The 22817-nt window shown below is 67.9% G+C and carries 18 protein-coding genes; 14 read left to right on the top strand and 4 right to left on the bottom strand.

Annotated features, from left to right (window positions below; translation table 11 throughout):
• Nucleotides 1-67: 67 nt before the first annotated feature.
• Together ACZK4Z_RS00525 and ACZK4Z_RS00520 are read left to right on the top strand one after the other, a co-directional pair.
• Nucleotides 68-325: a helix-turn-helix domain-containing protein gene (locus tag ACZK4Z_RS00525; RefSeq protein ID WP_004134030.1), complete on the top strand. Its 258-nt coding sequence runs from the start codon at nucleotides 68-70 to the stop codon at nucleotides 323-325.
• 3 nt (nucleotides 326-328) lie between these two features.
• Entirely contained in the window at nucleotides 329-1651 is a 1323-nt protein-coding gene (locus ACZK4Z_RS00520) for a type II toxin-antitoxin system HipA family toxin (RefSeq protein ID WP_125893040.1), read from the top strand.
• On the opposite strand, the gene ACZK4Z_RS00515 is transcribed toward ACZK4Z_RS00520, so the two are convergent.
• The gene (locus ACZK4Z_RS00515) at nucleotides 1652-2266 is read right to left on the bottom strand and encodes a DUF938 domain-containing protein (RefSeq protein WP_125893039.1); all 615 of its coding nucleotides are present in this window, start codon (nucleotides 2264-2266) and stop codon (nucleotides 1652-1654) included.
• A 732-nt stretch (nucleotides 2267-2998) separates the two neighbouring features.
• Here ACZK4Z_RS00515 and ACZK4Z_RS00510 point away from each other — a divergent pair.
• The 9 genes from ACZK4Z_RS00510 to ACZK4Z_RS00470 are packed head-to-tail and all read left to right on the top strand — an operon-like array spanning nucleotide 2999 to nucleotide 15356.
• On the top strand, nucleotides 2999-4630 hold the full coding sequence (locus tag ACZK4Z_RS00510; RefSeq protein WP_185749944.1) for a TldD/PmbA family protein: 1632 nt from the start codon (nucleotides 2999-3001) through the stop codon (nucleotides 4628-4630).
• Nucleotides 4631-4660: 30 nt separating this feature from the next.
• On the top strand, nucleotides 4661-6295 hold the full coding sequence (locus ACZK4Z_RS00505; protein ID WP_032128710.1) for a TldD/PmbA family protein: 1635 nt from the start codon (nucleotides 4661-4663) through the stop codon (nucleotides 6293-6295).
• A 21-nt stretch (nucleotides 6296-6316) separates the two neighbouring features.
• The gene (locus ACZK4Z_RS00500; protein ID WP_053509475.1) at nucleotides 6317-7651 is read left to right on the top strand and encodes a TldD/PmbA family protein; all 1335 of its coding nucleotides are present in this window, start codon (nucleotides 6317-6319) and stop codon (nucleotides 7649-7651) included.
• Nucleotides 7651-8358: a DUF4159 domain-containing protein gene (locus tag ACZK4Z_RS00495; RefSeq protein ID WP_125893037.1), complete on the top strand. Its 708-nt coding sequence runs from the start codon at nucleotides 7651-7653 to the stop codon at nucleotides 8356-8358. Before ACZK4Z_RS00500 ends, ACZK4Z_RS00495 begins: the two co-directional genes overlap by 1 nt.
• Before the next feature lie 16 nt (nucleotides 8359-8374).
• A complete protein-coding gene (locus ACZK4Z_RS00490; protein WP_004134018.1) occupies nucleotides 8375-9358 on the top strand; it encodes an AAA family ATPase in 984 nt (327 codons plus the stop codon).
• Between the two features lie 7 nt (nucleotides 9359-9365).
• Nucleotides 9366-10262, top strand: a complete 897-nt coding sequence (locus tag ACZK4Z_RS00485) for a DUF58 domain-containing protein (protein WP_125893035.1) — start codon at nucleotides 9366-9368, stop codon at nucleotides 10260-10262.
• Entirely contained in the window at nucleotides 10259-11386 is a 1128-nt protein-coding gene (locus ACZK4Z_RS00480) for a BatA domain-containing protein (RefSeq protein WP_253143518.1), read from the top strand. Before ACZK4Z_RS00485 ends, ACZK4Z_RS00480 begins: the two co-directional genes overlap by 4 nt.
• Nucleotides 11383-13551, top strand: coding sequence for a DUF4175 domain-containing protein (locus ACZK4Z_RS00475; RefSeq protein WP_253143517.1), 2169 nt, complete (start codon nucleotides 11383-11385; stop codon nucleotides 13549-13551). Before ACZK4Z_RS00480 ends, ACZK4Z_RS00475 begins: the two co-directional genes overlap by 4 nt.
• On the top strand, nucleotides 13548-15356 hold the full coding sequence (locus ACZK4Z_RS00470; RefSeq protein ID WP_125893029.1) for a hypothetical protein: 1809 nt from the start codon (nucleotides 13548-13550) through the stop codon (nucleotides 15354-15356). The genes ACZK4Z_RS00475 and ACZK4Z_RS00470 overlap by 4 nt, the downstream gene beginning before the upstream one ends.
• Nucleotides 15357-15426: 70 nt before the next feature.
• On the opposite strand, the gene ACZK4Z_RS00465 is transcribed toward ACZK4Z_RS00470, so the two are convergent.
• Entirely contained in the window at nucleotides 15427-16101 is a 675-nt protein-coding gene (locus ACZK4Z_RS00465; protein WP_125893027.1) for a hypothetical protein, read from the bottom strand.
• 39 nt (nucleotides 16102-16140) lie between these two features.
• Complete coding sequence (locus ACZK4Z_RS00460) at nucleotides 16141-16659, bottom strand: hypothetical protein (protein ID WP_012509660.1); 519 nt, start codon at nucleotides 16657-16659, stop codon at nucleotides 16141-16143.
• Between the two features lie 212 nt (nucleotides 16660-16871).
• On the opposite strand from ACZK4Z_RS00460, the gene ACZK4Z_RS00455 reads away from it, so the two are divergent.
• From ACZK4Z_RS00455 to ACZK4Z_RS00445, 3 genes are all read left to right on the top strand, one after another.
• A complete protein-coding gene (locus ACZK4Z_RS00455; protein ID WP_125893025.1) occupies nucleotides 16872-19361 on the top strand; it encodes a DEAD/DEAH box helicase in 2490 nt (829 codons plus the stop codon).
• Nucleotides 19358-20383: a ribonuclease H-like domain-containing protein gene (locus ACZK4Z_RS00450; RefSeq protein WP_125893023.1), complete on the top strand. Its 1026-nt coding sequence runs from the start codon at nucleotides 19358-19360 to the stop codon at nucleotides 20381-20383. Before ACZK4Z_RS00455 ends, ACZK4Z_RS00450 begins: the two co-directional genes overlap by 4 nt.
• A gap of 66 nt (nucleotides 20384-20449) precedes the next feature.
• Nucleotides 20450-20764, top strand: a complete 315-nt coding sequence (locus ACZK4Z_RS00445) for an I78 family peptidase inhibitor (RefSeq protein WP_125893021.1) — start codon at nucleotides 20450-20452, stop codon at nucleotides 20762-20764.
• 67 nt (nucleotides 20765-20831) lie between these two features.
• On the opposite strand, the gene ACZK4Z_RS00440 is transcribed toward ACZK4Z_RS00445, so the two are convergent.
• Nucleotides 20832-22814, bottom strand: a complete 1983-nt coding sequence (locus ACZK4Z_RS00440; protein WP_125893019.1) for a M56 family metallopeptidase — start codon at nucleotides 22812-22814, stop codon at nucleotides 20832-20834.
• Between the last annotated feature and the right edge of the window lie 3 nt (nucleotides 22815-22817).

The raw sequence follows: 22817 nt of genomic DNA, 5'->3' as shown, positions 1-22817 counted from the left end.
TTGTCGTAATGCAACCTATCCTTTGCGTACACGTTCGCGTACGGTCACTTTCTAGGGGACTGCCGATATGGACAGGCCGCTGCACACGGTGAGGACACCTCAACAACTGGCACCGCTGATGCGTGCGTTCAGGCGCCAGGCGGGCCTGAGCCAGGCGCAGTTGGCGGCACAGCTCGGCATAAGCCGCCAGGCAGTAGGCGCATTGGAGCGCGACCCGGCATCGGCAAGCTTCGAACGGCTGATGCGGGTCTGGGCAGTGCTGGGTCTGGAAGTCAGATTGCAGCAGCGAAGCCCCCCGGAGACAACGTCAACGTTGGAGTGGTGAGCCATGGGTACGCTGCGGGTCTGGATGAATGGTGTCGAGGTCGCGCTCTGGGATGATGTCCGGAGCGGCTCTTCCCGGCTTTCGTACGTCGACTCGTGGATCAGCTCCGCCCAGTCCCGGCCGTTGTCACTCTCACTGCCCCTGCTCCCGGAGGGTGAGAGCCATCGGGGCAATGTCGTCAACAACTACTTCGACAACCTTCTTCCCGACAACGCCGTCATCCGCAACCGGATCCGCGACAGGTTCTCCACGCGCAGCAGCGACACATTCGATCTTCTCGAAGCCATTGGCCGGGATTGCGTCGGCGCAGTGCAACTGCTGCCGCTTTCGCATACACCGGGGGACATCCAGCAGATTACGTGCGAAGCGTTGGACGAATCAGGCGTCGCTGCGATCCTGCGTCAGGTGACGGCAGGGAATCTACCTGGCGCACCCACCAGTGATGATGCGTTCCGCATATCCATCGCCGGTGCGCAGGAGAAGACGGGACTTCTGCTGCATGCTGGCCAGTGGTGCATTCCCACCGGCAGTACCCCATCCACCCATATCTTCAAGCTGCCGCTTGGCATTGTGGGCAACATGCGGGCGGACATGCACCAATCCGTCGAGAACGAATGGCTGTGCATGCAACTGCTTTCCGCCTTTGGAATCCCCGTTGCGAATACGCAGATGGGACGCTTCAAGGACGAACGCGCGCTTATTGTGGAGCGATTCGACCGCCGCCTTTCTGCGGATCGCCGGTGGTGGCTGCGGCTGCCGCAGGAAGACATGTGCCAGGTCTTCGGTCTGCCCGCTGCCAGGAAGTATGAATCCGGTGGCGGCCCAGGCATCGTGACCATCATGGATCTGCTTCGACAATCCGAGCATTTCGAGGATCGGGCGACCTTCTTCAAGACGCAGATTCTTTTCTGGATGTTGGCTGCAACCGATGGACATGCCAAGAACTTCAGTGTTTACCTCGAAGCCGGTGGACGCTTCCGCCTGACACCCGTCTACGACGTATTGTCGGTGCATCCCATCCTGGGTAGGGGGCCAAACCAGCTCGACCCGCGGAATGCACAGCTCGCCATGTCCGTCCAGGGCAAGAATCGCCACCGGAAGCTGCACCTTGTGCGACGACGCCATTGGAACGAAACCGCACGCGCCTGTGGTATCGCTGATGGTGCGGAGCCGTGGATCGAAGCGCTGATCGCAGCCGTCGAACCCGCCATCGAGCAGGTCACGCGTCAGCTCCCAAGTGATTTCCCCGTAAACGTGTCCGAACCCATTTTCAACGGGCTGCGCGCTGCGGCGGCACGCCTTTCCAGCATGTCGCCGGACGCCTGATCACCCCAGCCGCCACAGCAGCAACCGGTTGTTGGCCGGCATCGCCACATCACCCAGGCGGGTGAAGCCGTTGTCCGCCGCCAGCGCCTGCACCGCTTCCACATCGCGGATGCCGCTGCGTGGATCACGCGCCTTAAGCCAGGCATCGAACTGCGCGTTGCTGTCGCTGGTGTAGCGGCCGCCGTAGTTGAACGGGCCGTATACCGCCAGCAGCGCACCATGCCGCAGCACCGATGGCAGCGCGGCGAACAGCGCCTGCACATGCTCCCAGCTCATGATGTGCAACGTGTTGGCGCTGAATGCGGCATCGAACGTGCTGCCCTCGGGCAACGACAGGCCCGACGCCGGAGGTAGTTCCACCTGCAGTGCCACCGGCGGCAGCAGATTGAGCAGCGCGGCCTCCGCACGCCAGGCCTCGATGCCCGGCAGATGGTCCGGATGATCGCTAGGCTGCCAGCGCAGCCAGGGCCAGCGCTCGGCGAAGAACGCCGCGTGCTGGCCGGTGCCACTGCCGATCTCCAGCACCCGATGACGGTCGCCCATCCACGGGTCGAGTGCGGTGGCGATGGGTTCGCGGTTGCGCTCGCAGGCTTCTGAATACGGCTTGCTCGACATCAGGGACGGTGTCCAGGCGGGGTCGGCCCCATTGTGCACGAGGGGGTGTCTGCAGGGCTTGCAGCCCTGCACCCGCAGGAGCCGGAGCAACAGCAACAGCCAAAGCAACTGCAACAGCGCGGGCTTCCTGGGGGATGGCGGGGTGGGTCCGGTTGCGGGGGACGCCGTGAATCCCCCTCCGGGGTCCGGCCCAGCCGCTGGCGGCTGTGCGTTCGGGCGCTTGCGAAGCGGTGCTTCGCAAGCAAAGCGCCCTCACCCATGGAGGCTCGGTCGCGCCATCCATGGCGCTCACGCCCCCGCAACCGGACCCACCCCGCCTTCGACAGTTTTCTGCGGTCTGTCGGAACGGCTCTGACCCCGGATACATTTCGATATCTGACAGACGTGTCGACCAAGGTCGACACCTACCAACAGCCGAGTGAACCTGTCGAAGGTGGGGCGGTGTCGGATTGCGGGGTGTCAGCCGCATGGATGCGGCTGCCAAGCCTACAGGGACGTACTTGCGGCGTCCCCGCAGTCCGACACCGCCCCACCAACCCACGGAATGCCGCTCTGGCTTTTGCTTTGGCTCCGGCCGTTGCATTGAGAAGGTGCAGGGCGCAGCCCTGCCGAAACCCACCCAACCATGACTGCAGTCACTTGCCCGGACGCGCCGCGCTGGCGAAAGTCGAGGAGTTGACGTGATCGGTCCGGCCCGTTGCCAACCGCACGCAAGCGAGAGAGAGAAACGCTGTGCAACGACGTGAGTTCCTGGCTTTTTCCGGTCTGGGCCTGGCGGGCCTGCTGCTGCCGCATTCCCGTGCCATCGCCGCCGAGCAGCTGCTCGCCCCGGTCGATACCGCCCAGCGCAGACGCCTGGCGGACGTTGCGCTCGCCGCCGCACGCACCGCCAAGGCCAGCTACTGCGACGTGCGCATCGGCCGCTATCTCAACCAGTCGGTCATCACCCGCGAGCACCAGGTCGGCAATGTGACCAACCGCGAATCGTCCGGTGTCGGCGTGCGGGTGATCGTCAACGGCGCCTGGGGCTTTGCCGCTACCCACCAGCAGACCGAGGCTGCCGTGCGCGCGGCGGTCGAGCAGGCCGCAGCGATCGCCCGCGCCAACGCCGGCATCCAGACCCGGCCGGTGCAGCTGGCACCGACGCCGTCGGTGGGCGAGGTGCGCTGGCAGACCCCAGTGCGCAGGAACGCGATGACGGTGCCGATCCAGGACAAGGTCGAGCTGTTGCTGGCACTCAACGCCGCCGCGCTGAATGCGGGCGCCGACTACATCAATTCCACCCTGTTCCTGGTCAATGAACAGAAGTACTTCGCCTCCAGCGACGGCTCGTTCATCGACCAGGACATCCATCGCATCTGGCTGCCGTTCACTGCCACCGCCATCGACAAGGCCAGCGGCAGGTTCCGCACTCGTGCCGGCCTGTCCTCGCCGATGGGCATGGGCTACGAGTTCCTTGATGGCGATGCGCGCGGCAAGGTGCAGCTGCCCGGTGGCATCACCGCCTACCGCGATTCCTACGACCCGGTCGAGGACGCCATCGCCGCCGCCCGCCACGCGCGCGAGAAGCTGAAGGCGCCGTCGGTGAAGCCGGGCAAGTACGACCTGGTGCTGGACCCGTCCAACCTGTTCCTGACCATCCACGAGAACGTTGGCCACCCGCTGGAGCTGGACCGCGTGCTCGGCTACGAAGCCAACTACGCCGGCACCAGCTTCGCCACGCTGGACAAGCGCGATGCCGGTTTCCGCTGGGGCAGCGACATCGTCACCTTCTTCGCCGACAAGACCCAACCGGGCAGCCTCGGTGCGGTCGGCTACGACGACGAAGGCGTGAAGACCCAGCGCTGGGATCTGGTGCGCGACGGCATCCTGGTCGATTACCAGGCCACCCGCGATGAGGCCCACATCCTCGGCCGCGATGCCTCGCATGGCTGCAGTTACGCCGATTCCTGGTCCAGCGTGCAGTTCCAGCGCATGGCCAACGTTTCACTGGCACCTGGCAAAAAGCCACTCAGCGTCGAGGACATGATCAAGGACGTGGAGAACGGCATCTACATCCACGGCCGCGGGTCGTACTCGATCGACCAGCAGCGCTACAACGCGCAGTTCGGCGGCCAACTGTACTACCAGATCAAGGACGGAAAGATCGCCGGCATGGTCGAGGATGCGGCCTACCAGATCCGCACGCCGGAGTTCTGGAACGCGTGCACTGCCATCTGCGACGAGCGTGACTTCCGCCTGGGTGGTTCGTTCTTCGACGGCAAGGGCCAGCCCGGCCAGGTCTCGGCGGTCTCGCACGGTTCGTCCACCACCCGCTTCAACGGCATCAACATCATCAACACCGCGCGCAGTCTCGGCGCTTGAGCCACCCATCCTTCGACATGGAGAGCAGCCTTGCAAAGACGTGACTTCCTGGCCCTGACCGGGCTTACCGCGGGCGGGCTGATCGTGCCCTCCTTCTTCGGCAAGGCGATTGCCGCCGAGCAACTGCAGAGCACGCTGGACCTGGGGCTGAAGAAGCGCCTGGCCGATGCAGCACTGGCCGCTGCCCGCCAGGCCGGTGCCACCTACTGCGACGTGCGCATCGGCCGCTACCTGCGGCAGTTCGTGATCACCCGCGAGGACAAGGTGCAGAACGTGGTGAACACCGAGTCCACCGGTGTTGGCATCCGCGTGATCGTCAACGGTGCGTGGGGCTTCGCCGCCACCAATGCGCTGGGTACGGCCGATGTAGCCAAGGCCGCGCAGCAGGCCGCAGCAATCGCCAAGGCCAATGCCGGCGTGCAGACCGCACCGGTACAGCTGGCCAAGGCGCCGGGCGTGGGTGAGGTGAGCTGGCGCACGCCTATCCGCAAGAATGCGATGGAAGTGCCGATCAAGGACAAGGTCGGCCTGCTGCTGGACGTCAACGCTGCGGCGATGGGCGCCGGTGCCAGCTTCGTCAACTCGATGCTGTTCCTGGTCAACGAGCAGAAGTACTTCGCCTCCACCGATGGTTCCTATATCGACCAGGACGTGCACCGCATCTGGGCACCGATGACGATCACCGCCATCGACAAGTCCAGCGGCAAGTTCCGTACCCGCGAAGGCCTGTCCTCGCCGATGGGCCTGGGCTACGAGTATCTGGACGGCGCGGCTGCCGGCAAGGTGGTCAGCCCGAATGGCGTGGTCAACTACAGCTCTTCCTACAACATGAAGGAAGATGCCATCGCCGCCGCCAAGCAGGCGCAGGAGAAGCTGAAGGCCCCGTCCGTTAAGCCGGGCAAGTACGATCTGGTGCTCGACCCGTCGCACACCTGGCTGACCATCCATGAGTCGATCGGCCACCCGCTGGAGCTGGACCGCGTGCTCGGCTACGAAGCCAACTACGCCGGCACCAGCTTCGCCACCCTGGACAAGCGCGAACAGCATTTCCAGTACGGCAGCGAACTGGTCAACATCTTCGCCGACAAGACCCAGCCGGGCAGCCTCGGTGCGGTGGCGTACGACGATGAAGGCGTGAAGTGCAAGCGCTGGGACCTGATCAGCAACGGCAAACTGGTGGATTACCAGACCATCCGCGACCAGGCCCACATCCTCGGCAAGACCGAGTCCGACGGCTGCTGCTACGCCGACTCGTGGTCCAGCGTGCAGTTCCAGCGCATGGCCAACGTGTCGATGGCACCGGGCAAGAAGCCGCTGAGCGTGCCGGACCTGATCAAGGACGTGGAGAACGGCATCTACATCATCGGTGATGGTTCGTTCTCGATCGACCAGCAGCGCTACAACGCGCAGTTCGGCGGCCAGCTGTTCTACGAGATCAAGAACGGCCAGATCACCCGCATGCTGGAAGACGTGGCCTACCAGATCCGCACACCGGAGTTCTGGAACGCCTGCACCGCCGTGGCCGACGAGCGCGACTACCGCCTGGGCGGTTCGTTCTTCGACGGCAAGGGCCAGCCGGGCCAGGTTTCGGCGGTCTCGCACGGTTCGTCGACTGCGCGCTTCAACGGCATCAACGTCATCAACACCGCACGCAGCCTCGGCTGATCGGTCAGGAGCCCTTACACCATGAGTATCTTCACCGAAGCCCAGGCCAAGGCCATCCTCGACAAGGTCATCGCCCTGTCCAAGGCCGACGAATGCACCGCCGTGCTGGCCGGCGCGATCAGCGGCAACATCCGTTTCGCGCTGAACAACGTCTCCACCAGTGGCATCGTCGACAACACCGAGCTGGCGGTCACCGTCGCCTTCGGCAAGCGCGTCGGCACGGCCTCGATCAACGAGTTCGACGACGCCGCGCTGGAACGCGTGGTGCGCCGTGCCGAAGACCTGGCGCGCCTGGCGCCGGAGAACCCGGAGTTCATGCCGGCCATCGGCAAGCAGAGCTATCGCGCCAGCCCGACCTTCAGCGAATCCACTGCAGCGATCGATCCGGCGTTCCGCGCCAAGGTCGCCGCCGATTCGATCGCCCCGTGCCGTGGCCACGGCCTGATCGCCGCCGGCTTCCTCGAAGACGGCCAGGGCTTCCAGGCCACCGCCAACAGCAACGGCAACTTCGCCTACCAGCGCACCACCAACTTCGATTACACCTGCACCGTGCGTACCGAAGATGGCCGCGGTTCGGGCTGGGTCGGCCGCAACCTGAAGGATGCGGCCGACTTCAAGGCCGACCAGGACATCCGCATCGCCATGCGCAAGGCCACCGAATCGGCCGAAGCCAAGGCGCTGGAGCCGGGCAAGTACACGGTCATCCTGGAGCCCGCCGCGGCCGCCGGCCTGATCAGCTTCATGATGAACTTCTTCAGCGCACGCTCGGCCGATGAAGGACGCAGCTTCCTGTCGAAGAAGGGCGGCGGCAACAAGCTGGGCGAGCAGGTCTACGACCCGCGCGTGACCATGATTGCCGACCCCTGGCATCCGGATGCACCGGTGCTGCCGTGGGACGGCGAAGGCATGCCGCGCGAACGCATGGCGATCATCGAGAACGGCAGGATCGCCAACCTCGACTACTCGCGCTTCTGGGCGCAGAAGCAGGGCAAGACCGCCAAGGCCACGCCGGGCAACCTGCTGATGAGCGGTGGCGACAAGAGCACCGCCGAGCTGGTGCGCGGTACCCAGAAGGGCATCCTGGTCACCCGTACCTGGTACATCCGCATGGTTGATCCGCAGACCGTGCTGCTGACCGGCCTGACCCGCGACGGCACCTTCTACATCGAGAACGGCCAGATCAAGCACCCGGTGAAGAACTTCCGCTTCAACGAATCGCCGGTGATCATGCTCAACAACATCGAAGAGCTGGGCAAGCCGGTGCGCGTGGCCGGTGATGAATCCAGCTACGTGATGATGATCCCGCCGATGAAGCTGCGCGATTTCACCTTCACCTCGCTGTCCGACGCGGTCTGATGGATCGCCGGGCCTGCCTGCGCTGGTTGGCCGCTGCCGCTTCGGCGGCGGTGCTGCCGGCCTTGGCGCAGTCAGGCCCGCGCAGTTCGCGCTACGACTTCTGGTTCACCCGCCTGCAGTACGACTCCGGCGATTGGGATGTGGACGCGCGCATGCCGTCCAACCTGATCACCTCGCTGATTGACTACACCTCGCTGCGCGTGGATCCGCAGGAACACGTGGTGGCGCTGGCCGACCCGCGCATGCTGGAAGCGCCGTTCTGCTACCTGGCCGGGCACACACTGGTGGAGTTCAACGCCGCCGAGCGGCAGAACTTCGTGCGCTACGTGCGCAATGGCGGCTTCGTCTTCGTCGACGACTGCAACCATGATATCGACGGCCTGTTCGCCACCTCGTTCGAGGCGCAGATGGGTCGCCTGTTTGGACCGAAGGCATTGCAGAAGCTGCCCAACAGCCACGCGCTGTACCGCAGCTTCTTCCGCTTCCCCGATGGGCCACCGGCCACCAGCTTCGAGCTCAACGGCTGGGGCGACGACCTGGTGCACGACTACCTGAAGGGCATCGAGGTCGACGGCCGCCTGGGCCTGCTCTACAGCAACAAGGACTACGGCTGCGAGTGGGACTACGACTGGCGCAACAAGCGTTTCCTGGCCGAAGACAACACCCGCTTCGGCGTCAACATCGTGATGTACGCGTTGAACAATTGATAGGACCTGCACGCCCATGACCACCGCTGACCTCGACTCCCTGCTGCCGCGCCTGCACGATCTGCGCGCTGCGCTCGCACGCGCGGTGGTTGGCCAGAACACCGTGGTCGAGCAGCTGCTGATCGGCCTGCTGGCCGGCGGCCACTGCCTGCTGGAAGGCGCCCCGGGACTGGGCAAGACCCTGCTGGTGCGCTCGCTCGGGCAGGCGCTGGAACTGCAGTTCCGGCGCGTGCAGTTCACCCCCGACCTGATGCCCAGCGACATCCTCGGTACGGAGTTGCTGGAGGAAGATCACGGCACCGGCCATCGCCATTTCCGCTTCCAGCAGGGCCCGATCTTCACCAACCTGCTGCTGGCCGACGAACTCAACCGTACCCCGCCCAAGACCCAGGCCGCGCTGCTGGAAGCGATGCAGGAGCGTACCGTCAGCTACGCAGGCACCACGTATGCACTGCCTGCACCGTTCTTCGTGCTGGCCACGCAGAACCCGATCGAGCAGGCCGGCACCTACCCGCTGCCGGAAGCACAGCTGGATCGTTTCCTGCTGCACGTGCTGGTGGATTACCCGAGCGAGGACGAAGAGCGGCAGATCCTGGAACAGACCACTGGCGGTGCCACCGACGCGGTGCCGAAGGTGATGGATGCCGAAGCGGTGATTGCCCTGCAGGCCGCGGTGCGCCAGGTGCATGTCAGCCCCGATGTGCTGGCCTGGATCACCCGCCTGGTGCGCGCCAGCCGTCCCGGCGAGGGCGCACCGGCAGCAATCAACCAATGGGTGAAATGGGGCGCTGGCCCACGCGCCGGGCAATCGCTGGTGCTGGCGGCGAAAGCACGCGCATTGCTGCAGGGCCGCTTCGCCGCCACCCGTGAGGATGTGCAGGCCTTGGCCGCGCCGGTGATGCGTCATCGCCTGCTGCTGTCGTTCGCCGCCGAGGCCGAGCAGAAGCGTGCCGACGACGTGGTCGCCGCCCTGCTGCAGGCCGTGCCGTTCCCGGGTTGAGCCACGCGTGAACGCAGGTGCCCCGCTGACGTTGCCACCGGAACTGCGTGCGCGCCTGCGCCTGCTGCGGTTGCGGCCGCGCCTGGCGAGCGGCGCAAGCGGCATCGGCCAGCACGCCAGCCGCAGCCGCGGTGCGGGCCTCGAATTCGCCCAGTACCGGGCCTACGAACCGGGAGACGAGCTGCGCCAGATCGACTGGAAGCTGTATGCACGCTCGGACCGCTTCTTCGTGCGCGAATCCGAACGCGAAAGCCCGATCACGGTCTGGCTGCTGCTCGATGCCACCGCCTCGGCCGGCCAGGCCGATCGCGCGGCACCGCAGCGCACGCGCCTGGACCACATGCGCGGCGTGGCCGCGTGCGTGGTGGAGCTGGCCCTGCAGCAGGGCGACCGTTTCGGCCTGCTGGCGATCAATGGCGATGGCCTGCAGCTGGTACCCGCAGCGAACGGCGCACGCCAGCGTGACCGCGTGCATCTGCAACTGCATGCCCTGCAGGCACGCGGCGGCTGGCCTGCGGCCGATCGCCTGCGCCCGCTGTGGGAGCGCGTGCGTCCGGGCGACCTGCTGCTGGCGATCGGTGATGGCTTCGACGAGGCCGGCATCGTGCTGCTGGAACAACTGGCCAGCGCGCGCCGCGAAGTGGCCCTGCTGCAGATCCTGACTGCCGACGAACGCGACTTCCCGTTCGACGCCGGCCATCGCTTCCGCGATCCGGAGACCGGCGAGGAACTGCTGGGCGATGGCGCGGCGATCCGCAGCGACTACCTGCAGCGCTTCGCTGGCGCACGCAACGCATTGCAGTCGCGCCTGCAGGCCAGTGGCATCGCCAGTGCCACCGGCTGGCTCGACCAGCCGCTGGATCAACCACTGCAGGCGCTGTTCGGGCGTGGGGGCGGTGCATGATCCTGCTGTTCCCGTTGGGCCTGGCCGCGCTCGCCGCAGGGCTGTTGCCGTTGTTGATCCACCTCGCCCGCCGCCATCCGTACACACCGCTGGATTTCGCCGCGCTGCGCTGGCTGCGCGCACAGATCCGGCCACGCCAGCGCATCCGCTTCGATGACTGGCCATTGCTGCTGGTGCGCCTGCTGTTGCTTGCCGCGCTGGCTTTGCTGCTGGCACGGCCTGCGTTGACCGGGCCCGTGCCGGCCTCCAGTGCATGGACGGTGGTGGCCCCGGGACTGGATGCCGCCGCACTGCGCGGTACCGCTGCGGATCGCAACTGGCACTGGCTGGCGCCCGGCTTCCCGGCCATTGATCAGGCGCCACCTGCAGCCAGTGCATCCCTGCCCAGCCTGCTGCGCGAACTGGACGCGCAGCTGCCCGTTGGCACCGCATTGACCGTGCACGTTCCCGATCCCCTGCCCGGCCTGGACGGCGCACGCCTGCAGCTGTCGCGCGAGGTGCAGTGGCGCCCGCAGCCGATGCCGGTCACTGCGCAACCGCGTGCCGCAACGTCGCCGCGCCTGCGCGTGCACAGCGATGCTTCGGCCGCTGCCCAGCACTGGTTGAATGCACTGCAGCGCGCGTGGGGCGTGCAGGCGCCGCTCGCTCCTCTGGTGGCGGATACCCTGCCCGAACGCGGCGAGATCGGCGTATGGAGCCGCAACGATGCACTGCCGGCGAACTGGCAGGCGTGGCTGCGCGACGGCGGTCGTGTCATGACTATGACTGCCGGCAAGCCTGCTGCCAGCGCCAGCATCCTGCTGCGCAACACCGAGGGCACCCCGCTGCTGTGGCAGCAACGCATCGGCCACGGTGTCCTGCTGTCTCTGCCCGGTGACTGGGACGCCTCAGGCAACGCTGCGCTGCGCGATCCGCAGTTGCCGCGTGCCCTGCTGCTGGCGCTGCAAGCGCCCCCTTCGCCGCGCCTCGGCGATGCAAGGGACCAGGCGCCCTATCGGTCTGCGTTGCCTGCGGCAACACCGCCGGTGCGGGAGCCAACCGCCTGGTTGCTGCTGACCATCGTGCTGCTGTTCGCGCTGGAGCGCTGGATGGCCAGCAGTCGCCGGCGCAGGGTGGCCACATGAACACTCTGCAGCACGCCTGGCAACGCGCACGCCGTCGCCGTGCACTCATTACCCTGCTGCTGGGCCTGCCGTGGGCGCTGGCCGCGACGACGCTGGCGCTGCGCCTGGCGGGCTTCGATATCGCCTGCGTGGTCGGCACGGTCAGCCTGCTCGCCTGCGCAGCGCTCGCCACGGCACGTTCCCGCCAGCTGGACCCGCAGTGGGTGCAGCGCCAGCTCGATGCCGGCGGTACCAGCGAGGACAGTGCCGATCTGCTGTTCGCCGATACGCTCACCCTCAATCCGCTGCAGCAGCGCCAGCGCGCGCGCGTGCTGGCCACGCTGGAACGCGCGATGCCGGAACTGCGTCCGCGCTGGCCGCGTGGGGCATTGGCGCTGTGCTGGATCGCAGGCCTGGCCATCGTTGCGCTGGCACTCGGCTGGCCGCGTTCGAATCCCGGTTCCGCGCCTGCTCGCACGTCGGCGCCAGGCAGCACGGCGTCCGCAGGCCCGCTGCAACTGCAGTCCAGTCGCCTGCGCATCGACGCACCGGCTTACACCGGGCAAGCCACGCTGACGCAGAGCACGCTGGATGCAAAGGTCGCCGCCGACAGCCAGCTGTCGTGGTCGTTGCGCTTCGACCACGCACCGGCCAAGGCATGGCTGCAGTTCCACGATGGTCGACGGCTGCCGCTGAGCGAGCGCGATGGGCAGTGGCAGGCACAGGATGTGGCGCGCACGCCGGTGCTGTACCGCGTGGTGAGCGAACCGGCGCTGGCCGAAACCCGCCTGTACCGGCTGGATGTTGTGGCCGACCGCGCGCCCAGCGTGCGCGTGCTGGAGCCGGCCGCCAGCCTGGTGCTGGGCACGCCCGGGCAACGGCAATGGGCGCTGCGCTTCGAGGCCAGCGACGATTACGGTGTCGCGGCGCAGGCAACGCTGTCGATCACCACCACCCAGGGCAGCGGTGAGAACATCACCTTCGTGAAGCGCAGCGTCACGCTTGCCGGCAGCGGCGAAGCCACCGCGCGGCGTTTCGCCCATACCCTTGATCTGGCTGCGCTGGGCGCACAGCCCGGCAACGATGTCATCGCCCAGCTGGAAGTGCGCGACAACCATGCGCCCACGCCGCAGACCGGACGCAGCAGCAGCGTGATCCTGCGCCTGCCCAGCGCCGAAGTCGCACTCGGTGCAGAGCTGGAAGGCCGCATCAAGAAGACCCTGCCTGCCTACTTCCGCAGCCAGCGGCAGATCATCATCGATGCCGAAGCGCTGATCCGGCAACGACGCAGCCTGGCCGCCGAGGACTTCGTGAAGCGCAGCGATGCGATCGGTATCGACCAGCGCATCCTGCGCCTGCGCTACGGCCAGTTCCTGGGTGAGGAAAGCGAAGGTGCGCCGAAGCCACCGCCGACCAGCGACCTGCCCACCAGCGATACGCCCGCCGCAGACGACCACGATCACGACGACGATCACGACCATGGCGCCGAGGCCGGAGCGCACGACGCGCATGGCCACGACCACGGCGGCAAGCCGGCCAATGCCGATACGCCGCCGGTGTTCGGCAGCGCCACCGACGTGCTCTCCGAGTACGGACACACCCATGACCACGCCGAGGCGGCCACTCTGCTCGATCCGCAGACCCGTGCCACGCTGAAGGCGGCGCTTGACCAGATGTGGTCGGCCGAAGGCGAGCTGCGCCAGGGCCGACCGGAGCAGGCATTGCCCTTCGCCTACAAGGCATTGGGCTTCATCAAGCAGGTGCAGCAGGCCGAGCGCATCTATCTGGCCCGGGTCGGGCCGGAACTGCCACCGATCGATGAAGGCCGCCGCCTCGGCGGTGATCGCGCTGGACTGGCCAGTCGGGAACTGCCGCTGGCCGCCCGCACCCCGCCCGATCCGGCCATCGTCGAAGCCTGGCAGCGTCTCGGCGACGACACCGGCGCGCCGGATCTGGATGCGCTCGCGACTTGGCAGCAGCGCAACGCGGCCTACCTGCCCGATGCACTCGATCTGGCTGCGGCCATCGAGCAGCTGCGCATCGAGCCCGGTTGCCAAGACTGTCGCCAGCGCCTGCGTGCACAGTTGTGGCGGGCGCTGCAGCGTCCGCTGCCGCAGGCGATGCGGCGCAGTGCCGCCGATGCGATGGGGCAGCGGTACCTTGATGCGCTGGAGGCGCAGCCATGAACGCCTCCGCTGTGGACCTGTGGATTGCACTGGCACTTGCCCTGATCGTGGTCATCGCCAGCGTGCGCCAGCTGCGTGGAAACACCGCCCACCCTGGCCGCCGGTGGATCGTGATCGCACTGCAGATCATCGTCGCCGCGCTGCTGTATTTCTGCCTGGTGCCGCCCACCCGCCAGCAACCCGCAGGCGGGCTGGTGGTCCTCGGAACCGATGCCGGCAAGGCCGGCGCGCTCCCGGCCAGCGAAGGCCCGCTGTTGCTTTTGCCCGAAGCTGCCGATATTTCCGGCGCACAGCGCGTTCCCGACCTGGCCACCGCGCTGCGCCAGCATCCGGCGTCCACACTGACACTGGTCGGTGCGGGCCTCGCCGCACGTGATCGCGACGCGGTGTTGCCGCCGGATGTACGTTGGCAGGCCGCACCGGAGCCGCGCGGCTGGATCGCGCTGCAACCACCGGCCGATGTCGCTCCCGGTGCTCGTTTTGACGTCCAGGCACAGGCGCGTGGCGCGGCCAAAGCGAAAGCAGAGCTGCTTGACCCCGCCGACAGCGTGGTTGATCGCACGGACGTTGCCGAGGACGGGCGCGTGAAGCTCAGCGGCATCGCCCGCGCCGAGGGCCGCAGCGTGTTCCAGCTGCGCCTGCTCGATGCCGACGGCCATGTGGTGGACAGCGTACCGGTACCGCAGCAGACCCTGCCGGCCGCACCGCTGCACCTGCTGGTGCGCGCCAGTGCGCCGGGTCCAGAGCTGAAGTACCTGCGGCGTTGGGCGGCCGATGCCGGCATCCGCGTGCAGGTGCAGGCCGATACCGGGGCGGGTGTCAGCGTGGGAGATGGCGCGGTCGCGCTGGATGCGGCGTCACTCGCGCGCAGCGATCTGCTGCTGCTGGACGAGCGCAGCCTGGCCGCATTGAGTGCCGGCCAGCTGGCTGCCATGCGCCAGGCGTTGCGCGAGGGACTGGGCGTGCTGGTACGCAGTGCGGGCGCACCTTCGGCCAGCGCGCGCCAGCGCCTGCAGGATATTGGTCTACCGGTGCAAGGCGATGGCAGCAGCCACGCCCTCGAACTTCCCGGCGACGGCGACAGCGCGGTCCTCGCTGCACGGCGTGGCCCGCTCGCCGCGGGTACGCTGCCGACCGGCTACGGCGAAGAGGCTGACCGCAGCTCGCACAATGCTCCCCTGCCTGCGCTGGAAGCACTCGCGCTGCAGGCACCGGGCAGCACCGCCCTGCTGCAGGATGGCACGGGCAAGGCTGTCGGTGGCTGGCGCGCTGCCGGCAAGGGCCGCATCGGCCTGCTGCCGCTGACCGACAGCTGGCGCTGGGTACTGGCCGGGCGCGACGACCGCCACGGCGAACTGTGGAGCGGCGTGGTGGCCACGCTGGCACGTGCACAGGGCAGCGCTGATGCGCTGTGGTCACCGCAACCGATCGGCTGGGCAGGCGAACGACAGGCGCTGTGCGGTGTGCAGGCGCCGCTGCATGTCTTCAACAAGCGTGGCGACGATGTACCCCTGATCGTCGATGGCGCGACGTCGGCGCTGCGCTGCGCTGGCTGGTGGCCCCGCGAACCGGGCTGGCAGCGCCTGCAGCATGGCGGCAGCGTTGTCTGGCGCTATGTGTTCGACCCGAAGGATGCACCGACGCTGCATCGGCAGGCGATGATCGATGCGACCACACGTGCACTGGCTGCCAGCACGCCGGCAGACGCGTCAGTGATGCAACCCGTGTCAGGCCTACGCTGGCCGTGGTGGCTGGCGTTCGTGTTGTGCGCATCGCTGCTGTGGTGGCTGGAACGGCGACGCTGAAGCCGAGGATTGATCCCGGGGTCGGATCCCTCCGGTTGCCCCGGTAGATGCCAACCTTGGTTGGCGCTTGTCAACGCGAACCGGCGCGCCGGTACACGCCGTTGAAGCGCACGTTCATGCCACCGCATTCGCTGTTGTCGGCCACGATCAGCACCTCCCCCAGCGAATGCACGCGCACCTTGCAGGTGTCCTCTACAAACTCGACATCGGCACCACGCGGCGCCGCGCGCGCTTCCACCTGGCCCATGTTCGGCCCGTAGGGACGCTGCTCCGGCGTGGGGTTGGCGGAGGGCCAGTAGGCGTCACCCTCCACATGCAGCTGCCCGCCCTGCACGGTGATGCGCAGGCCGTTGTCGCCGTCCTTCCAGTGGCCCGCCCAATCCTGCAGCGACGGCACGACCACCGGCAACGCCTGCAGCTTGCTGCGGTCCACCCAGCCAGCACTGCCACCCACCTTGTTCGGGAAGAACGCGCAGCGGTAGCGGCCAAGATCACGCCCGGTCACCACGGTATCGCCATTGACCACATAGCTGCGCTGTCGGCAGGCCGGTTCGCCCTTCGCCGGGCAGCCGTCCATGTCGCCAAGCAGGTACAGACGGGGCGCATCGACCACCCGCGCCAGAGCGAACCGGCTCTGTTCAGAGGGAAACGCGCCATTGCGGCAGGCGCCGTCATCGGCGATGCCGGAAGCGAAGGCGGAGGCTGGCAGCAACGCGGCCAGCAGGCAGATCGAACGCAGGAACATGGCAGCACTAGCGGTGGGGAGCCGGCAGGATATACCGGCCTACTTCACCGGCGGTGCATCGCCGGCATCCTGCTCCTGGGAGAACCGCAGCGCACGCTGCTGCTGTTCGGCACTGAGCTCCGGCGGTGGCCGCGCCACGGCGGCCTGGATCTGCGCCGGTCCGCCGGTGAGTTTGTTGATCCCCTTGGCCGCCGCCATCACACCCTTGACCACGCCCATCATGATGTAGCCACCGCCCATGCTGACCTGCTCCGGCGACGGCGGTTCGCTCCAGTCGCGACTGAAGCGGTTGTCGCCGAACTTCACCGGGTTCTTGAAACGGTACAGATCCAGCGGCTCGTCTTCGGGCTTGAGCGCACGCACTTCGCCAAGGGTGGTGACGTTGTCCTGCGGCAGGGTGGTGGAGATCGGCGCGGTGGTTGCCGCCGGCGCATCTGCAGGAGGTTCGGGCGCTGGGTCGGGCACCGCTACCGGCGTGGCCTGCTGCGCCTGCGCGATACCGGCCAGCAGCATGCTGGCCAGGACGGCTCCCTGCGTTCCACGTCGTGCCACAGCCATCCACCCTGTTGGTTGCGTCCAGCACCCAAGGATACGGATGCCGGCTTCAGATTTCGTTGCTGCACTGGCAGCTGTTCAGCCAGGGGAGATGCGGCGACGCCACGGGACGCGAGCACTGAACGGTTCATGCCCTTGGTGTGCGGTGTCTCACATCCTGAGACGTGAGTGTGGTGCCATGTGACCCCTCGCAATCCGTCCCGGCTCCACTTTCCATGGCTTACGAACTCGCCAAGCGCACCGCCGATGCCGAGCAGAAGCTCGCCACCCGCGATGGCCTGCCCGCCCGCGACGGCGCACTGCTCAGCGCGCGCCTGCAGCGCCGCTACCAGGACCGCATCACCGGCAGCTTTGCCATTCCCGGCCGCGAAGGCCGCTATGCGCCCATTCCCGATTCGGTTCCGCCGGCCCTGGCTGCCGCCCTGAAGGCACGTGGCATCGAACAGCTCTACAGCCACCAGGCCGAGGCCTGGAACGCCAGCCAGCGCGGCGAGCACGTGGCCATCGTCACCCCCACCGCCAGCGGCAAGTCGCTGTGCTACACCCTGCCGGTGGTCAGCGCGGCGATGCAGGACAAGGCCAAGGCGCTGTACCTGTTCCCGACCAAGGCACTGGCCCAGGACCAGGTGGCCGAGCTGCTGGAACTCAACCGCGCCGGCGACCTCGGCGTAAAGGCCTTCACCTTCGATGGCGACACTCCCGGCGATGCGCGCCAGGCCATCCGCCTGCACGGCGACATCGTGGTGTCCAACCCGGACATGCTGCACCAGGCGATCCTCCCGCATCACACCAAGTGGGCGCAGTTCTTCGAGAACCTGCGCTACATCGTCATCGACGAAGTGCACACCTATCGTGGCGTGTTCGGCAGCCACGTCACCAACGTGCTGCGCCGGCTCAAGCGCATCTGCGCGTTCTACGGCGTGCAACCGCAGTTCATCCTGTGCTCGGCCACCATCGGCAACCCGCAGGCGCATGCCGAGGCGCTGATCGAGGCACCGGTCACCGCCATCACCGAATCCGGCGCGCCCAGCGGGCCCAAGCAGGTGCTGCTGTGGAACCCGCCGGTGATCAATCCGGACCTGGGCCTGCGCGCCTCGGCACGCTCGCAGAGCAACCGCATCGCGCGCATCGCGATCAAATCCGGGCTGAAGACCCTGGTGTTCGCGCAGACCCGCTTGATGGTCGAGGTGCTGACCAAGTACCTGAAGGACATCTTCGACCACGACCCGCGCAAGCCGCCGCGCGTCCGCGCCTACCGTGGCGGCTACCTGCCCACCGAACGCCGCGAGACCGAGCGTGCGATGCGCGCGGGCAACATCGACGGCATCGTCAGCACCTCGGCGCTGGAGCTGGGCGTGGATATCGGCAGCCTGGACGTGGTCATCCTCAATGGCTACCCCGGCAGCGTGGCCGCCACCTGGCAGCGCTTCGGCCGCGCCGGCCGCCGCCAGCAGCCGGCGCTTGGGGTGATGGTGGCCAGTTCGCAGCCGCTGGACCAGTACGTGGTGCGGCATCCGGACTTCTTCGCCGAGGCCTCGCCCGAGCACGCGCGCATCGCGCCGGACCAGCCGCTGATCCTGTTCGACCACATCCGCTGCGCGGCGTTCGAGCTGCCGTTCCGGGTTGGCGATGGCTTCGGCCCGATCGACCCGGAAGTGTTCCTGGAAGCGCTGGCTGAAACCGAGGTGATCCACCGCGAGGGCGAACGCTGGGAATGGATCGCCGACAGCTATCCGGCCAACGCAGTCAGCCTGCGCGCAGTGGCCGATGGCAACTTCGTGGTGGTCGATCGCAGCGATGGCCGCCAGCAGATCATCGCCGAAGTGGACTACTCCGCCGCCGCGCTCACCCTGTACGAAGGTGCCATCCACATGGTGCAGTCCACGCCCTACCAGGTGGAGACGCTCGACTGGGACGGCCGCAAGGCCTATGTCACCCGCACGCATGTGGATTACTACACCGACAGCATCGACTTCACCAAGCTCAAGGTGCTGGACCGCTTCGATGGTGGCGTGGCCGGGCGTGGCGATTCGCATCATGGCGAGGTGCACGTGGTGCGCCGCGTGGCCGGCTACAAGAAGATCCGCTACTACACCCACGAGAACATCGGCTACGGCCCGGTGAACCTGCCCGACCAGGAACTGCACACCACTGCGGTGTGGTGGCAGCTACCGCAGGCACTGCTGCTGCGCGCCTTCGCCAGCAAGCAGGATGCGCTGGATGGCTTCCTCGGCGCCGCCTATGCGCTGCACATCGTCGCCACCGTGGCGGTGATGGCCGATGCGCGCGACCTGCAGAAGTCGGTGGGCAACGGCGATGGTTCCTGGTTCGCGATCGCCGACCAGAGCGGCCGTGGTCAACTGCGCGGCAGCGAAGGTGATCCTGGTGTGGTGGAGCTGCTGCAGGAGTTCGTGCCCACCGTCTACCTGTACGACAACTTCCCCGGCGGCGTCGGCCTCAGCGAGCCGCTGTGGCAGCGCCAGGCCGAACTGGTGCAGCGCGCGCGCGAACTGGTGCAGCGCTGCGACTGCAAGGCCGGCTGCCCGGCCTGTGTCGGCCCGGTGCTGGCCGCGCAGGAAGAGGATGACACCTCGCCGCGCGCTCTGGCGCTGCGTGTGCTGGACCTGTTCGATGCCGAGGCCTGCCAGCACGTGCCCGACGTGGTGGTGACCACCCGCGACCCGATGGAGCTGCTGGCCCCGTGAGCCTGAGCCTGGACAAGCTGCGCCTGCTGCGGAAGCAGGCCGGTGACCCGAAGGCAGTCACGCCGGCTGCGCCCGAGCCGCCGCCCGCATCACCTGCGGCACCGGTTGCCGCCAACGATGCGCGGCAACCACCGGCCGAGCGTTCGGTGTTCGCCTGGGTCGAACAGGAAATCCGCCACAAGCCGACCGGTGCAGCGGCCTCCACACCGGCACCCGCACCGCTGCGTCGGCCGGAAGTGGGCAGCCTGCATCGCCTGCTCGGCCTGCGTTCGCGGGGTGGAGCCGCGCCGGCACGCGCCAGCGCGCAGGATCGCCAGCTGCCCGGCGAGGAGATCGCACCGGGCCTGTTCCTGATCGAATCGCTGCAGCCGCAGCCCATTCCGTCGCAGCCGCTGTCACTGGATTTCGCCCGCCGCGAAGGCGAACACGTGGCCCCACGCGATCTGCTGTTCTTCGATACCGAGACCACCGGCCTGGCCGGCGGCACCGGCACCCGTGCCTTCATGATCGGTGCCGCCGACTGGCATGTGTGCCCGCAACGCGGCGAAGGCCTGCGCATCCGCCAGCTGCTGCTGGCGACGATGGCCGCCGAGGATGCGATGCTGGCCACCTTCGCCCGCTGGCTGCAGCCGTCCACCGTGTTCTGCAGCTACAACGGCCGCAGCTACGATGCGCCGCTGCTGAAGGCGCGCTACCGGCTGGCCCGCCAGCGCTGCCCGATCAGCGCGCTGGATCACGTCGACCTGCTCTATCCCACCCGCCGCCGCTATCGCGGCACGTGGGAGAACTGCAAGCTGTCCACCATCGAACGCCAGCTGCTGCGCGTAGTGCGCGAGGACGACCTGCCCGGTTCTGAAGCGCCGGGCGCATGGCTGCGCTTCCTGCGCGGCGGCGACGCGGTGAACCTGCGCCGGGTGGCCGACCACAACCACCAGGACGTGGTGACCCTGGCCCTGCTGCTGCAGCGGCTGGTACGGGAAGAACAACGTGAACGCGAAACCCTGGCGCTGGTCGGGCAGTAGGCGTTGACGCGGCCTGACGGTGGCAGCGGTGACACTGCCGCCACCATCCACGCCTGGAGCCCGACGATGCGCCTCAACCCCCTGGTCCTGCTCGCCATCCTGCCCTTGGCCGCCTGCAGTCACGCCGGCAGCAGCACCACCCATGATCCCGCGCCGGCGCCCGTGGCCGATACCGCACACGAATGCAGGCCGGAGGCGCTGGAGGCCTTCACCGGCAAGACCGCCGACGAAGCCACGATCAAGAAACTGGTGGCTGACAGCGGCGCGCGCGGTGCACGGGTGGTCAAGCCGGGCATGGCGGTGACCATGGACTTCCGCCAGGACCGCGTGACCGTGCAGGTGGATGCGCAGAACCGCATCGAGCGCGCCAGCTGCGGTTGATGTTCCCAAGGAAGTGCCGACCGCTGGCCGGCACCCCACATTGCCGGCCAGCGGCCGGCACTACCGCTCAGAGGCGCTCGGCCTTGCCGCTGGCCAGTGCGCGCGCGATCACCTGCTGTGCCTGCTGCGATGCCTGCGCATGCACGCGTGCCTGACGCTCGCCCAACGCGGCCTGTTGGCTGCCCAGTGCCGCCTGTCGGCTGGCCAGTTCAGACTGCTGGCTGGCCAGGCGCTGCATGTCACGGGTGCGGCCGGATTGCGCGGCCTCGCTGCGGGCTTCCTGCATCGCACGACGTGCCTCGGCAGCGGCCTCGCGTGCAGCCTCACGCGCAACGGCCATATCGCTGGTCGCACCACGCGCCGCCTTCGCGGCTTCTGCGGCGGCCTCACGGTTGATGTCGTGGGCAGCCATCGCGCTGCGCGCTACCTCAGCGGCGGCCAGCGCAAGGCGGCGTGACTCCTCACCCTGCAGGCGGCCCATCTCACCCATCTGCCTGCCGAGTTCGCCCTGCTCGCGACCCAGCGCACTCTGTTGGCGGCCCAGTTCGCTCTGCTGGCGACCGAGGTCTGCGGCGCCGCTGTAGGCGCGCTGCAGGGTCTGGATCAGCATCGGGTCGCGCACCACATAGCGCTTGTCGCCCTGGCGGAACCACAGCGCCGGCCCCTTGCCGAGCTGCCTGCGGGCCACCGTTACATCGTCGATGCCGCCATTGGCGAAGGTCGAATCACCATCGACCAGCACGTAGGCCTGCGACGGCGACTTGCCGAGATCCAGGCGCCCGTAGGTGGTGATGGAGGTGGTGTGGGAAGTCGAATGTTTACTGTGCATGTCGGTATCCACGTCGACCGCCACATCGGTATCGTCTGGGCCTGACAGCGCCTCGACATCGGCCGGCTCGGCAGGCGGCGCGGGCGCCACCGGCACGGCCGGAACGCGCGCGGCCGAAAGCGCTGCGGGCGGCGCGTTCGGAGCCTTCGGCGGCGGCGGCACCACGGCCTTCGGTGCGGCCGGCGGCGCGGGCGGTGCCGGTGGCACTGGCGCAGCGACCAGCCGCATCGGTGCCACGCCCACCAGCACCACGACGGCGGTCAGTGCCATCGCCAGAATGCGCGGGCAGGCCCGGCGCGGCTGCAGCGAGAGCAGGCGACGCTTGAGGCTGGTGGTGTTCGGCGCGGCGCTGGCCACGCCCAGGTGTGGCTGCGGTGCCACGCCCAGCTGCAACAGCAGGCGGCCATAGGCCTGACGACTCGCGCCATGCTGGCCAACCACGGCCGCATCCACCGCTTCTTCGCGGGCCTGTGCGTATTCGCGCACCGACAGGCGCAGCAGCGGGTGGAAGAAGAACAGGTGCTGGGCCAGTGCGGGCAGCAGGCCCCACTGCAGGTCACGCCGCTGCAGGTGTTGCAGTTCGTGAGTCAGTGCCAGGTCCAGCGCATCACCCTGCAGGGCGTTGTCGCCGGCCGGCAGCAGCAGCACCGGGCGGAACGGCCCGACCAGCTGCGGTGCGTCCACCTGCGTGCTCATCCACAACCGCGGCGCAGGACGCACGCCGTGCGCATCGGAGGCCAGTTGCAGGGCCTGCACCAGCGCTTCGTCCTCGCAGGGATAGGCGGCGGCCAGCAGCGCGCGGCAGCGGCGCCATTCACCAAAGGTGCGCAGGGCCATCAGCAGCACACCGGATGCCCACAGCGCAGCCAGTGCAACGGCCCACCACGCAACTGCCGGCACGTCCGCTGCAGGCACCGGCATCGCCGCCAGCAGCTGCGCCGAGGCTTCCGGTGCCAGCGGGTAGACCAGATCTGCGGCAACGTCGGTGGCGGTCATCGCCACCGCCTGCGGTGCGGGCAACCAGGCCAGCTGCAGCGGCTGGCTCCAGAACAGGCCGAGCACGGCCTGCAGCGACACCAGCCACCACAGGCGGCAGCGGGTGGCCGCCGACAGCGACGGCAGCGCGCGGCACACGCCGTACACCAGGGCCACCAGCAGCACGGTCTGCAGGCTGGTCCAGCCCAGCCGTTCCAACAACGGGATCAGCATCGTGGTGTCCATGGC

It is taken from the genome of Stenotrophomonas sp. 71799_Sma (genome assembly GCF_056482505.1).
This window is presented reverse-complemented; position numbering and strand designations above follow the sequence as displayed.

What these genes read in the sequence shown, in the direction of transcription:
- ACZK4Z_RS00525 (WP_004134030.1), top strand. Translation starts at nt 68, where the DNA reads ATGGACAGGCCGCTGCACACGGTGAGGACACCTCAACAACTGGCACCG.
- ACZK4Z_RS00520 (WP_125893040.1), top strand. Translation starts at nt 329, where the DNA reads ATGGGTACGCTGCGGGTCTGGATGAATGGTGTCGAGGTCGCGCTCTGG.
- ACZK4Z_RS00515 (WP_125893039.1), bottom strand. Translation starts at nt 2,266, where the DNA reads ATGTCGAGCAAGCCGTATTCAGAAGCCTGCGAGCGCAACCGCGAACCC.
- ACZK4Z_RS00500 (WP_053509475.1), top strand. Translation starts at nt 6,317, where the DNA reads ATGAGTATCTTCACCGAAGCCCAGGCCAAGGCCATCCTCGACAAGGTC.
- ACZK4Z_RS00495 (WP_125893037.1), top strand. Translation starts at nt 7,651, where the DNA reads ATGGATCGCCGGGCCTGCCTGCGCTGGTTGGCCGCTGCCGCTTCGGCG.
- ACZK4Z_RS00490 (WP_004134018.1), top strand. Translation starts at nt 8,375, where the DNA reads ATGACCACCGCTGACCTCGACTCCCTGCTGCCGCGCCTGCACGATCTG.
- ACZK4Z_RS00480 (WP_253143518.1), top strand. Translation starts at nt 10,259, where the DNA reads ATGATCCTGCTGTTCCCGTTGGGCCTGGCCGCGCTCGCCGCAGGGCTG.
- ACZK4Z_RS00475 (WP_253143517.1), top strand. Translation starts at nt 11,383, where the DNA reads ATGAACACTCTGCAGCACGCCTGGCAACGCGCACGCCGTCGCCGTGCA.
- ACZK4Z_RS00470 (WP_125893029.1), top strand. Translation starts at nt 13,548, where the DNA reads ATGAACGCCTCCGCTGTGGACCTGTGGATTGCACTGGCACTTGCCCTG.
- ACZK4Z_RS00465 (WP_125893027.1), bottom strand. Translation starts at nt 16,101, where the DNA reads ATGTTCCTGCGTTCGATCTGCCTGCTGGCCGCGTTGCTGCCAGCCTCC.
- ACZK4Z_RS00460 (WP_012509660.1), bottom strand. Translation starts at nt 16,659, where the DNA reads ATGGCTGTGGCACGACGTGGAACGCAGGGAGCCGTCCTGGCCAGCATG.
- ACZK4Z_RS00455 (WP_125893025.1), top strand. Translation starts at nt 16,872, where the DNA reads ATGGCTTACGAACTCGCCAAGCGCACCGCCGATGCCGAGCAGAAGCTC.
- ACZK4Z_RS00445 (WP_125893021.1), top strand. Translation starts at nt 20,450, where the DNA reads ATGCGCCTCAACCCCCTGGTCCTGCTCGCCATCCTGCCCTTGGCCGCC.
- ACZK4Z_RS00440 (WP_125893019.1), bottom strand. Translation starts at nt 22,814, where the DNA reads ATGGACACCACGATGCTGATCCCGTTGTTGGAACGGCTGGGCTGGACC.